Below are 12745 nucleotides of genomic sequence, written 5' to 3'. Positions count from 1 at the left end.
GTACGCCCAACGGGGGACGTACCGCCTGAATGGCGACTAGTGTTTTCCCCCAGGACTGGTGGGGGGAGAACGCAGCTGATGAGCCGTGGAGCGGGCAGCGGACTGATCGGGAACTGGGCGGAGGCGCAGCGTCGGCAGCAGCAGACGCAGTTGGTCCAGCAGCGGGAGGCCGAGCGCCGGCAGCGCGCCTACGAGCGGGACGCGAACCGCAGCCACCGGCAGTACCGCGAGGCCGAGGCGCTGCGGCGTACGGCGCAGCTCGACGCCGAGGTCGATGCCCTCAAGGGCCTGTTGGTCGCCGGTTGCCGAGCACCGGCGTTCCGGATATCCGCCCTGGCCCGGGCCGACCAGTTGCAGCCCTTCGACCCCGGGGCGCTGGCGCACCCGGTGCCGATGCCGCGCATCGAGGACTTCCAGCGGCAGAGCAGTGGCTGGACACTCGGTTCGAACCACCGGGCGCAGGCCGAGCGTGAGGCACACGCCCGGTACACGCAGGCTTGGCAGGCCGCGAACGCCGCGGAGGCGCAGCGCCAGCAGCAACTGGCCGCGTACCGGCAGCAGTACGACCGCTGGGCGGCGGAGCAGCTCGCCGGGGTACGGACCCACAACAGCGGGCTCACCGAACTGGCCGACGCCCTGCGCGCGGGTGACGCCGAGGCGGCGGTGGAGTACTTCTCGGCCGCCCTGTACGCCTCGACGGCGTGGCCCGAGACGCTGCCGAGGCAGGTGACGGCCGCCTACGACCCGGCCGCGCGCCAACTGGTGCTGGACTGGGAGCTGCCCGGCTACACGGTGGTGCCGGAGGCCCGCGCGATCCAGTACCTGCCGAGCACGGACCAGGACAAGGTGAAGCCCCGCCCGGTCACGGAACGGCGGGGGCTGTACCGGGACCTGCTGGCCCAGTGCGTGCTGCTGGTGGTGCGCGAGCTGTACGCGGCGGACGAGTTCGGCGTGCTGGAGTCGGTCGTGGTCAACGGTTTCGTGGACTGCCACGATCCGGTGACGGGGCAGGAGGCGCGGGTCGTGCTGGCCACGGTGCCGGCGGCGCGCGGCGCTTTCGCCGGGCTGCGGCTGGAGCAGGTCAGCGCGGTGGACTGCCTGGTCTCGGGGCTGGGCGGGCAGCTGTCGGCGCGGCCCGACCAGCTGACGGCGGTGCGCCCCGGGCGCCGGCCCGAGGAGGTCGGCGGCGGGGTCGTCAGCCACGGCGGGCACGCGGGCGACGACGAGGACGAGCCCGACCTCTTCGCGATGGACCCGATCGCCTTCGAGAACCTGGTCGCCGAGCTCTTCCGGGCGATGGGCATGGAAGCGGTGACCACCCAGCGGTCGGGCGACGGCGGGGTGGACGTCGAGGCGCTGGACCCGGCCCCGATCCGGGGCGGACGGATCGTGGTGCAGGTCAAGCGCTACCGGAACACGGTGCCGCCGACGGCCGTGCGTGATCTGTACGGCACGGTCCAGGACAAGGGGGCGAACAAGGGGGTGCTGGTCACCACCGCGTCCTTCGGGCCGGGGTCGTACACCTTCGCCAACGGCAAGCCGCTGGAGTTGGTTCCCGGACCGGACCTGGTCGAGCTGCTCCACCAGTACGGACTTCGCGGCCGGCTCGGCGGCGGCGCGCCGGCTCCAGCACGGCAGGCTCCGGAGCCGGCTCCCCCGGGCGACCACAACGTGCTCGGCATGTCCTGGTCGGGGTCGGTCGCCCTGGACGTGTGCGCCCTCGTCTGCACGGGCAACCGGGTGCTGAGCGAGGACCACTTCGTCTTCTTCAACAACACGCGGACCCCGGACGGTTCGGTACGGTCCCGCGCGCACGCGGCGCCCGACAAGGCGGCGCTGGAGGTCACCTTCGACGCCCTGCCCCCGTCCGCCGACCGCCTGGTCCTCGTGGCAGCGATCGATCCGGAGGTGGATCCCCACGCCGACCTCGCCGGGTTCACCGACGCCCACATCCGGCTGCTGTCCGCCGGCGGCGAGGAGCTCGGCCGACTGGACGTCTCGGACGGGCGGGCCGGCGAGACCGCCCTGGTCCTCGGCTCGTTCCGGCGCCGCTCCAACGGCGATTGGGACTTCGTGATCGGCGGAAAGGGGTACCGGGGCGGCCTGGCGGACCTGCTGGGCGAGTACGGCGTCGAGGTCGCCTAGGGGGTGTCCGAGGCGTCCGGTGTGTCCGGCACGTGGGACCCGGCGGCCTCGGCCTCCGGGTCCGCCGGCCTGGCCACGTACCGCAGCACGCCCCACATGCTCTCGGGGCGCACCTCGTGCGGGGCCGGTTCGCGGCAGGCCTCCAGTTCGCGCAGCAGGGCCGGCCCGTCGGTGCCGGAGCCGATCAGGACCAGCTGCGTCAGGCGTGCTTCGCCCCGCCCCCAGGGCTGCGGGGCGAAGCGGAGGAAGCGGCCGACCGCGTGGACCTCGTACCGCTCCTGGTGCCCGGGGACGCCGAAGTAGACGAAGCCCTTGATCCGGTAGAGCCCGGCGGGGCGGCGGTCGAGGAAGTCGATGAACCGGCGCGGTGAGAGGGCCTGCTCGGAGACGAACTCGACGCTGTCGTACGCCGCGTGCGCGTGGCCGCTGTGGTCGTGACCGACTTCGTGGTCGTGCTCCTCGGCCTCCGCGAGCAGGTCCTCGAAGGAGAGCTGCCCGCGGGTCTCGGTCCAGGGCCGCCGGTCGAAGAGCAGTTCCGGGTCGATCCGCCCGTGATCGGCGCCCACGACCGGGATGCCGGGGGCGCAGAGCGCGACGAGCTCCTTCTCGATCCGGGCCCGCTCGGCGGCGTCCACCCGGTCGGTCTTGTTGAGTACGACCAGGTCCGCGACGGCGAGGTGGCGGTCGGTCTCCGGGTGCCGGGCCCGGGTCGCGTCGAACTCCGCCGCGTCCACGACCTCGACCATGCCGCCGTAACGGACGTCCGGGTTCTCGCTGGCCATGAGCATCCGGATCATCTCCTGGGGCTCGGCCAGCCCGCTCGCCTCGATGACGATCACGTCGATGCGGTGGACGGGCGCGGCGAGCTTCTCCAGGTACGCGTCGAGCTCGCTGCCGTCGACGGCGCAGCACAGGCAACCGCCGCCGAGGGAGACCATCGAGTCGCCGAGCTGGCCGGCCACCGACATGGCGTCGACCTCGATCGAACCGAAGTCGTTGACGACGACTCCGATCCGGGTGCCCCCGCGGTGGGCGAGGAGGTGGTTGAGCACGGTGGTCTTGCCGGATCCGAGGAATCCGGCGAGGACGACGACGGGGATGGGCTGCCTGCTGTTCACCCGGCCGATCGTAGCCAGCCTCCGTCAGCCGAGCGGCGGCACCGGCTGCGGCGCGGTGGGACCGGCGTACCGGGCGGCCGGGCGGATGATCTTCGAGTCGGCGGCCTGTTCCAGGATGTTGGCACTCCAGCCGACCACGCGGGCAGCGCAGAAGGTCGGGGTGAACATCTCGCGCGGGAGCCCGCACAGTTCCATGACCACGCCCGCGTAGAACTCCACGTTGGTGTGCAGTTCGCGGCCCGGCTTGAGTTCGGCGAGGATCTCCTCGACCTGCCGCTCGACCTCGACGGCGAGGTCCACGAGGGGGCCGCCGAACCCGCGGGCGATGTCGCGCAGCATGCGCGAGCGGGGGTCCTCGGTGCGGTAGACGGGGTGGCCGAAGCCCATGATCCGGTCCCCCGCCAGGACCCGCTCGCGGATCCACGGTCCGATCCGGTCCGCCGTGCCGATGGCGTCGAGGGTGTCCAGGGCCCGGCTCGGGGCGCCGCCATGCAGTGGGCCGGAGAGCGCGCCGATCGCCCCGGTCAGGCAGGCCGCGACATCCGCGCCCGTGGAAGCGATGACGCGGGCGGTGAAGGTCGAGGCGTTGAATCCGTGGTCGATGGTGGAGATCAGATACCGCTCGACCGCGCGGGCCTTGACCGGGTCTGGCTCCTGCCCGGTCAGCATGTAGAGGTAGTTGGCGGCGTACGGAAGGTCATCGCGCGGCTCGACGGGCTCCAGGCCCTGGCCCAGCCTGTGCAGCGCGGTGAGCAGGGTCGGTACGGCGGCGCAGGCGGCCAGCGCGTCGGCGGCTCGGCGGACGGGGTCGAGGTCGTAGACCGGGCGGAATCCCGCGGAGGCGCCGAGCAGCGAGAGCGCGGTACGCAGTCCGGCGAGGGGTCCGGAGAGCGCGGTGGCCCGGGCGAGGGCGGGCAGGGCGTCCCTCACCTCGTCGGGGAGCCGGCGCAGCGGGGCGGTCTCGGCGCCGAAGGCGGCGCGCTCGGCTGTGTCCACGGGCAGCGCGCCGCGGAACATCAGGTGCCACACGTCCTCGAAGCTTCGGCTCCCGGCGAGCTCGACGGCCGAGTACTGGCGGTAGTGGTAGAAGCCCTCGCGTCCCCGGACGTCACCGAGCTCGGTCTCGGTGACCACGACTCCCGCGAGACCGCGGGGTGCTTCGACGGTGGTGTCGGTGGTGTTCATGCATCGACCATCGATGATTGATGGAATCCTTGTCAATATTGATTCAATCAATATATGTAGGGTGGCGTGCATGAACGAAGAGCGACGGCTCACCACCCGGCAGGCAGCCGAGCTGCTCGGGGTGAAGCCCGCGACCGTGTACGCCTACGTCAGCCGGGGCCAGCTCACAAGCCGGCGGGACCCGGTCGGGCGGGGCAGCAGCTTCGACGCGCGCGAGGTGGAGGAGCTGGCCCGGCGCAGCCGGCGGGAGGCGGCGGCCCCGGCCGGGGAGCTCGCCGTACGGACGGCCCTCACGCTGATCGAGCCGGACCGCTACTACTTCCGGGGCGTGGATGCCGTGGAACTGGCCTCGCGGTACGCCTTCGAGGAGGTCGCGGAGTGGCTCTGGACGGGAACGCTCCCGCGCGGGGCCCGGTTCACCGCTCCCCCGGAGCCGCTCGCCGCGGCGCGTCGGGCGGTGGCCGCCCTGCCGGAGCACAGCGGTCCCGTGGACCGGCTGCGGGTGGCTGTCGCCGCCGCCGCGGTGGCGGATCCGCTGCGCTTCGACCTTTCGGAGGAGGCGGTACTCGGCTCCGCGCGCTGCCTGATCCCCACGCTGGTCGGCGCCCTGCCCGTGGTCGGGCCCGCCCCGTGGGCCGGCGACGGCCGGACGGCCCGGCAGCTGTGGGCGCGGCTGACCGAGCGGGAGCCGGACCCGGACGCACTGGCCGTCCTGGACCTGGCGCTGGGGCTCCTCGCCGACCATGATCTGGCCGCCTCCACCCTGGCGGTACGGGTGGCCGCGTCGGCGCGCGCCCATCCGTACGCGGCGGTGTCGGCCGGACTCGGCGCACTGGAGGGGCCGCTGCACGGGGCGGCCGGGCGGCTGGCGCACCGGATGCTGGTGGAGGTCCTGGAGCGGGGCGGGGCCGCCCCGGTAGTGGCGGAGTACCTGCGGGCGGGGCGCCGGGTGCCGGGGCTCGGCCACCGGCTGTACCGGGGCGAGGACCCCCGCGCGACGGCGCTGTTTTGGCGGCTGGAGGGCCTGGCGCAGGCGGGCCCCGCACTGGCCGCGGCGCGCGAGGTGTCCGCGGTGATGGCACGGCAGGGCGGGCTGCACGCCAACGTGGACCTCGCGCTGGCGGTGCTGACGGTGTCGTGCGGGATGGAGGCGGAGGCCGGCGAGACGGTCTTCGCGGTGGCGCGCACGGCGGGCTGGATCGCGCACGCGCTGGAGGAGTACCAGGAGCGGCCGCTGCGGATGCGGCCGAGCGGCGAATACCAGGGGCCGCGTCCGCCCCAGCCGATGCCGTGACGGCCGGGCCTGGATCCGCTGGGGCATGGCCTTGATCCGGACGCAGCGAGTGCCCTGACCGCACTCCCATGCCGCCGCCGCTTACGCAAGCCGGCACAAATAACGCAAGCGTTTCGCGTGCACGATGCAGATTCCGCTTTTGCCGGAGCCGACCTACCGTTGCTGCCCATGCGGTTCCTCCTCATGAGCGCTCGGCGCCTCGGGCTGCCCAGACGGGCCGTCTCGCAGATCCTGCTGACCCAGCTGGCCATCGCAGGCGCGGTCGTCACGCTGGCCACCGGGCTGTTCCTGGCTCCGCTGAGCGCGCAGCTCGACGACCAGGCCATGCGCCGCGCCCTGGCCATCGCGCAGAGTGCCGCGGCCGACCCCTCGCTGGCCGCCGACCTCCTGGACTCCCGCGCTTCCGCCGACAGCCCCGTGCAGTCCTCGGCCGAGCGGATCCGCCGGGCCACGGGCGCCGAGTACGTGGTCGTCATCGATCTGAACGGCATCCGGCGGTCGCATCCCAGCCCCGGACGGATCGGGCTGCCCGTCTCCACCGACCCCAGCGACGCCCTGGCCGGCCGCGAGGTCATGGAGATCGACGAGGGCACCCTGGGCCGCTCGGCCCGCGGCAAGGTCCCGCTCCTGGCCGCCGACGGCGAGATCGTCGGCGCGGTATCGGTCGGCATCGCCTACGACAGTGTCCGCGACCGGCTGCTCGGCGCCATCCCGGGCCTGCTCGCCTACGCGGGCGGAGCGCTGGCCGCGGGCGCCCTCGCCGCCTACCTGCTGTCCCGCAGGATCCATCGGCAGACCCGTGACCTGGCCTTCTCCGACATCGCCGGGCTGCTCGCCGAACGCGAGGCGATGCTGCACTCCATCCGCGAAGGCGTGATCGCCCTCGACCGGGAGGGCCGGGTCCGCCTGGTCAACGACGAGGCCCACCGGCTGCTCGGCCTCACCCCCGACTCCGGCTCCCTCGCCGGACGCCCGCTGGACGACGTACTCGGCGCAGGCCGCACCGCCGACGTCCTGTCGGGCCGCGTCACCGGCCGGGACCTGGTCACCGTCCAGGGCCCGCGGGTCCTGGTCGCGAACCGGATGCCCACCGAGGACGGCGGCGCTGTCGCCACCCTGCGCGACCGCACCGAACTGGAGCACCTGGGCCGCGAGCTCGACTCCACCCGGGGCCTGATCGACGCCCTGCGCGCCCAGGACCACGAACACGCCAACCGCCTCCACACCCTCCTCGGCCTGCTGGAGTTGGGCCTGCACGAGGAGGCGGTGGAGTTCGTGACCGAAGTCGTCGGGGTGCACCGCACCACCGCCGAACAGGTCACCGAGAAGGTCCACGACCCGCTGCTGGCAGCCCTCCTCGTAGGCAAGGCGACGGTGGCCGCGGAGCGAGGCGTCCCCCTGCGGCTGGCCTCGGCCACGCTCCTGCCCGACCGGGTCGTGGACCCGGGCGGCCTCGTCACGATCCTCGGCAACCTGGTGGACAACGCCCTGGACGCGGCGGCCGGTTCGGCGGCGCCCCTGGTCGAGGTGGAGCTGCGTGCCGAAGGCCGCACGGCCGTGCTCCTCGTGCGCGACAGCGGCCCCGGGGTCCCTGCCGCGCGCCGCGAGGAGATCTTCACGGAAGGCTGGTCGACCAAGCAGCCCAAGGCCCACCGCGAGCGCGGGCTGGGCCTCGCCCTCGTACGCCGCCTCGCGGAGCGGCAGGGTGGCAGCGCCCGGGCCGGCGAGACAGCGGACGGAGGGGCGGAGTTCTCCGTCGTACTCCCGGAGGCCCTGCGATGAACGAGACCCCGATCCACGTATTGGTCGTCGACGACGACATGCGTGTTGCCCGGATCAACGCGGCGTACGTGGCGAAGGTTCCCGGCTTCCAGGTGGCGGCGCAGGCCCATTCGGCAGCCGAGGCCCTCGACTTCCTCGCCTCCCGCCCTGTGGACCTGATCCTCCTCGACCACTACCTCCCGGACGAGAACGGCCTCGACCTGGTGCGCCGCCTGCGTCAGCTCGGCCACCGCACCGACGTGATCATGGTCACGGCCGCGCGCGACCTGGCCACCGTCCAGGCCGCCATGCGCCTCGGCGCCCTCCAGTACCTGGTCAAACCCTTCACCTTCGCCGGCCTGCGCACGAAACTGGAGGCGTACCGAACGCTGCGCCGCACCCTGGAGACGGGCGGCGAGGCCGAACAGGCCGAGGTGGACCGGATCTTCGGCGCCCTCGCCGCCGCCGGATCCCCGAACGACCTGCCCAAAGGCCACTCGCCCACCACCGCGGAACTGGTCCGCCAGGTCCTGCGCTCCGCCGACGGCCCGCTGTCCACCCAGCAGATCGCCGACCGCGCGGGCATCAGCCGCCAGACCGCCCAGCGCTACCTCAAGCTCCTCGAACGCTCCGGCCGCGTCAGCCTGGCCCTGCGCTACGGCGAGACCGGCCGCCCCGAGCACCGCTACACCTGGCTCCCGTCGGACGGGTCCTGAGCAGGCTCACACCGCTCCGGCGCCGGTCAGCGAGCGCACCTCGGTCTCCGCGTGCTTGCGCTCGTCGGCTTCCTCACCGGAGGTGACGGTGCCCAGCCAGCCCGCCAGGAAGCCCACGGGAATGGAGATGATGCCCGGGTTCTGCAGCGGGAAGTACTGGAAGTCCACGCCCGGGAAGAGCGATTCGGGGCTCCCGGACAGCACCGGTGAGAGGACGACCAGCAGCACCGCCGGGATCAGGCCGCCGTAGACCGACCAGACGGCTCCCCGCGTGGTGAAGCCTCGCCAGAACAGCGAGTACAGCAACACCGGCAGGTTGGCCGAGGCGGCCACCGCGAAGGCCAGGCCCACCAGGAACGCCACGTTGAGGTCCTGCGCGAGCAGCCCCAGGGCGATCGCCACCGCCCCGATGCCGACGGCCGCGGCCCGGGCCACCGAGACCTCGCTGCGCTGCCTGGCATGGCGCCTCTTGAGGGAGGCGTAGAGGTCGTGGGCGACGGAGGCCGACGAGGCCAGGGTGATCCCGGCCACGACCGCGAGGATCGTGGCGAATGCGATGGCGGCCACGAACGCGAACAGCACCGCACCCCCCGTCGAGTCGGCGCCGCCGCCGAGGAACGCCGCGAGCAGCGGAACGGCCGTGTTCCCGGAGGCGTTGGAAGCCCGCACCTCTTCGGGGCCGAGGAGCGCCGCCGCCCCGAAGCCGAGCACGATGGTCATCAGGTAGAAGCCGCCGATCAGCGCGATCGCCCACACCACCGAGCGGCGCGCCGCCCGTGCGGTGGGAACGGTGTAGAAGCGCGACAGGATGTGCGGCAGTCCGGCGGTGCCCAGGACCAGTGCGAGACCGAGGCTCATGAAGTCCACGCGGGCGGTCCAGCCCCCGCCGTACTTGAGGCCGGGACTCAGGAACCGCAGGCCGTGCCCGCTGCGATCGGCGGCGGTCGTGAGCAGCTGGTCGAAGTTCCCGTGGAAGCGCAGGAGGACGAGCACGGTCAGTGTGATCGCCCCGCCCATCAGCAGCACGGCCTTCACGATCTGAATCCAGGTCGTGGCCCGCATCCCGCCGAAGGACACGTAGACCACCATCAGGGCACCGACGCCGACCACGGTGAGCGTCCGGGCCGCGGCGCTCGAATTGCCGAGAAGCAGGGCGACCAGACTGCCCGCGCCGACCATCTGCGCGACGAGGTAGAGCACGGAGACGACCACCGACGAGGTGCCCGCCGCGATGCGCACCGGCCGCTCGCTCATCCGGGCGGCGACCACGTCGGCGAGGGTGAAGCGCCCGCAGTTGCGGACCAGTTCGGCGACCAGGAACAGCACCACCAGCCAGGCGACGAGGAATCCCACCGAGTACAGCAGGCCGTCGTAGCCGAAGAGGGCGATCAACCCCGAAATGCCGAGGAAGGAGGCGGCGGACATGTAGTCGCCCGCGATTGCGAAACCGTTCTCCAGTGGGGAGAACAGCCGCCCGCCCGCATAGAACTCCTCGGCCGACCCGTGCCGGTTCCGGCTGACCCAGGTGGTGATGCCCAAGGTCACCGCGATGAAGACACTGAACAGGACCAGCGCGAGGGCCTGGTGTTCCGTGGTCACCGGCCGGCCTCCCTCGCCCGGTTCCGTACCTGGTCGCGCTCCTGCTCGAAGACGGTCCAGCGCAGGTCCAGCGCGGCCCGGTCCCGGCGCAGCCGCGCGTGCCGGGCGTAGGCCCAGGTCAGCAGGAAGGTGCTGAGGAACTGGGCGAGCCCCGCCAGCATGGCCACGTTGACCGCGCCCGCCACCGGCCGGGCCATGAGGCCGGGCGCCGCGGTGGCGGCGACCACGTAGGCGACGTACCAGAGGAAGAAGCCGACGGTCGCGGGGACGACGAACCCGCGGTAGCGGCTACGGACCTCCTGGAAGGCTGCGCTGCGCTGCACTTCGAGGTAGATGTCGGATGCGCCGGGCGCGGGGCGGCTGCCGGAGGCCGGGCGCGGCGGGGCCGTTTCCCCACCCTCGCCCCAGCCGATGGCCAGCGCGTCGTACCAGGGGTCGTCCAGCCGGATCGTTCCGGTATCACGACCATCGTGCTTGTCCACCGAACTCTCCTTGTCCGCTGCCGCATTGGCCGCGCGCCCACAAGGATGGGCTCAATGGTCGCTTTCCGGACTGATGTCCCGGTGCTCTTCACTCCTTCAGGTGATGGAGTGAAGGGCACCGGTATGCCGTGGAACCGGACGGGCCGCCTCCCCGCTCAGGCGTCGATGCGCGAGCGGTCCAAGGTGGCCGCGGAACTCGTGATGAACTCCTTGCGCGGGGCCACCTCATTGCCCATGAGCAGGTCGAAGACCGTCTCGGCCGAGTCCAGGTCGCCGATGTTGATCCTGCGCAGGGTGCGGAAGCGGGGGTCCATGGTGGTCTCCGCCAGCTGGTCCGCGTCCATCTCGCCGAGGCCCTTGTAACGCTGGATCGAGTCCTTGTACCGGATGTTCTTGCGCTGGTACTCCAGCAGGGTCTGGCGCAGTTCGTTGTCCGAGTACGTGTAGACGTACTTGTCCTGGCCCTTCTTCGGCTGGACCAGCTCGATCCGGTGCAGCGGCGGCACCGCCGCGAAGACCCGGCCCGCCTCGACCATCGGGCGCATGTACCGCTGGAACAGCGTCAGCAGCAGGCAGCGGATGTGCGCGCCGTCCACATCGGCGTCGACGAGCAGGACGATCTTTCCGTACCGGGCCGCGTCGATGTCGAAGGTCCGGCCCGAGCCGGCTCCTATGACCTGGATGATCGCCCCGCACTCGGCGTTCTTGAGCATGTCCGAGACCGACGACTTCTGGACATTGAGGATCTTGCCGCGGATCGGCAGGAGCGCCTGGAATTCCGAATTCCGGGCGAGCTTGGCGGTACCGAGAGCGGAGTCACCCTCGACGATGAAGAGCTCGCTGCGCTCCACGTCGTCGCTACGGCAGTCGGCCAGCTTGGCGGGGAGCGAGGAAGACTCCAGCGCGGTCTTCCGGCGCTGCGCCTCCTTGTGCTGGCGGGCCGCGATCCGGGTCCGGGCGGCCGCGACGATCTTCTCCATCACGGAGCGGGCCTGCTGCTTGTCGTCCCGCTTGGTGGAGGTCAGGAAGGCCTTGAGCTCCTTGGCGACCACGGCGGCGACGATCCTGGTGGCCGCCGAGGTGCCGAGCACCTCCTTGGTCTGGCCCTCGAACTGCGGCTCGGCGAGGCGGACGGTGACGACGGCCGTCATGCCCTCCATCGCGTCGTCCTTGACCACGTCGTCCTCGGCGACCCGCAGCAGCTTGGCAGAGCGCAGCACCTCGTTCACGGTCTTGGCGACCGAGCGCTCGAAGCCGGAGACGTGGGTGCCGCCCTTGGGGGTGGCGATGATGTTCACGAAGGACTTGACGTTGGTCTCGTACCCCGTGCCCCAGCGCAGGGCGATGTCCACGCCGAGCTCACGGGTGACCTCGGTGGGGGTCATGTGGCCGCGGTCGTCGAGGACCGGGACGGTCTCCTTGAAGGTGCCCGTGCCGGTCAGGCGCAGCACGTCGCAGACGGCCTTGTCCTGGGCGAGGTAATCGCAGAATTCGCTGATGCCGCCGTCGAAGCGGAAGGTCTCCTCGGTCTTGCCGGCGCCGTCGATGCCCCGCTCGTCGCGGACGACCAGGGTCAGGCCGGGGACGAGGAAGGCGGTCTGGCGGGCGCGCTGGTAGAGCGTCTCCAGGCTGAGCCGGGCGTCCTTGAGGAAGATCTGGCGGTCGGCCCAGTAGCGGACGCGGGTGCCGGTCTTCCCCTTGGCGATGCGCTTGACCTTGCGCAGGCCGTTGGCGGGGTCGAAGGGGCTGTCGGGGCCCTGCTCGGTGAACATCCCGGGGACGCCGCGGCGGAAGCTGATGGCGTGGGTGGAGCTGCCCCGGTCGACCTCGACGTCCAGGCGGGCGGAGAGGGCGTTGACCACGGAGGCGCCCACACCGTGCAGGCCGCCCGAGGCCGCGTACGAGCCGCCGCCGAACTTTCCGCCGGCGTGCAGCTTGGTCATGACGACCTCGACACCGGACAGGCCGGTCTTGGGCTCGACGTCCACGGGGATGCCGCGGCCGTTGTCGCGGACCTCCACGGAGGAGTCCTCGTGGAGGATCACCTCGATGTGGTCGCAGTAGCCGCCCAGGGCCTCGTCGACGGAATTGTCGATGATCTCCCAGAGGCAGTGCATGAGGCCCCGGCTGTCGGTCGAGCCGATATACATGCCGGGGCGCTTGCGGACGGCCTCCAGCCCTTCGAGGACGAGCAGGTGCCGCGCGGTGTAGTTGGAACCGTCCCGGTCTGCTCCGGACAGCAGCGCGCTGGAAGGCACGGACGTGTCGGCGGTCACGCAGTTCGCTCCTCGCTGAATTTCTTTTCTGGCCCGGTCGGGCGCAGGGGTGGCTCGGTTGCCGGTCGAAGGGTACCGAGGCCAGGTAGAGCCGATGCAACGCCACCCTCACGCGTTCCTCAGCCTAGTCCAGATCCGTACGGATGTTCGATCCCTCGCGGGGGTGAAG

The 12745-nt window shown here is 71.9% G+C and carries 9 protein-coding genes; 4 read left to right on the top strand and 5 right to left on the bottom strand.

Annotated features, from left to right (window positions below):
• Positions 1-78 precede the first annotated feature (78 nt).
• Positions 79-2145, top strand: a complete 2067-nt coding sequence (locus tag ACFYOB_RS09715; protein WP_388557050.1) for a restriction endonuclease — start codon at positions 79-81, stop codon at positions 2143-2145.
• Here ACFYOB_RS09715 and ACFYOB_RS09710 read toward each other — a convergent pair.
• Together ACFYOB_RS09710 and ACFYOB_RS09705 are read right to left on the bottom strand one after the other, a co-directional pair.
• Entirely contained in the window at positions 2142-3263 is a 1122-nt protein-coding gene (locus ACFYOB_RS09710) for a CobW family GTP-binding protein (protein WP_388557047.1), read from the bottom strand. The genes ACFYOB_RS09715 and ACFYOB_RS09710 overlap by 4 nt on opposite strands.
• A 24-nt stretch (positions 3264-3287) precedes the next feature.
• Positions 3288-4448 carry a citrate synthase/methylcitrate synthase gene (locus tag ACFYOB_RS09705; RefSeq protein ID WP_388557045.1) on the bottom strand — a complete coding sequence of 387 codons (1161 nt, stop codon included), beginning with the start codon at positions 4446-4448 and terminating at the stop codon, positions 3288-3290.
• 70 nt (positions 4449-4518) lie between these two features.
• Here ACFYOB_RS09705 and ACFYOB_RS09700 point away from each other — a divergent pair, with 70 nt between their 5' ends.
• The 3 genes from ACFYOB_RS09700 to ACFYOB_RS09690 all read left to right on the top strand — a co-directional run bounded on the left by ACFYOB_RS09700 (position 4519) and on the right by ACFYOB_RS09690 (position 8219).
• Positions 4519-5742, top strand: a complete 1224-nt coding sequence (locus ACFYOB_RS09700) for a citrate synthase (RefSeq protein ID WP_388557042.1) — start codon at positions 4519-4521, stop codon at positions 5740-5742.
• 168 nt (positions 5743-5910) lie between these two features.
• The gene (locus ACFYOB_RS09695) at positions 5911-7524 is read left to right on the top strand and encodes an ATP-binding protein (RefSeq protein ID WP_388557040.1); all 1614 of its coding nucleotides are present in this window, start codon (positions 5911-5913) and stop codon (positions 7522-7524) included.
• Positions 7521-8219 (top strand): response regulator, encoded by a 699-nt coding sequence (locus tag ACFYOB_RS09690; RefSeq protein WP_388557037.1) that lies wholly within the window; start codon positions 7521-7523, stop codon positions 8217-8219. The genes ACFYOB_RS09695 and ACFYOB_RS09690 overlap by 4 nt, the downstream gene beginning before the upstream one ends.
• Positions 8220-8225: 6 nt before the next feature.
• On the opposite strand, the gene ACFYOB_RS09685 is transcribed toward ACFYOB_RS09690, so the two are convergent.
• The 3 genes from ACFYOB_RS09685 to ACFYOB_RS09675 form a co-directional block, all read right to left on the bottom strand.
• Complete coding sequence (locus tag ACFYOB_RS09685) at positions 8226-9818, bottom strand: cation acetate symporter (protein WP_388557034.1); 1593 nt, start codon at positions 9816-9818, stop codon at positions 8226-8228.
• A complete protein-coding gene (locus tag ACFYOB_RS09680) occupies positions 9815-10300 on the bottom strand; it encodes a DUF485 domain-containing protein (protein ID WP_388557031.1) in 486 nt (161 codons plus the stop codon). Before ACFYOB_RS09680 ends, ACFYOB_RS09685 begins: the two co-directional genes overlap by 4 nt.
• Before the next feature lie 155 nt (positions 10301-10455).
• Positions 10456-12576 carry a type IIA DNA topoisomerase subunit B gene (locus ACFYOB_RS09675; RefSeq protein WP_388557028.1) on the bottom strand — a complete coding sequence of 707 codons (2121 nt, stop codon included), beginning with the start codon at positions 12574-12576 and terminating at the stop codon, positions 10456-10458.
• Between the last annotated feature and the right edge of the window lie 169 nt (positions 12577-12745).

The organism is Streptomyces sp. NPDC006463, assembly GCF_042870715.1.
Taxonomy (GTDB): domain Bacteria; phylum Actinomycetota; class Actinomycetes; order Streptomycetales; family Streptomycetaceae; genus Streptomyces.
This window is presented reverse-complemented; position numbering and strand designations above follow the sequence as displayed.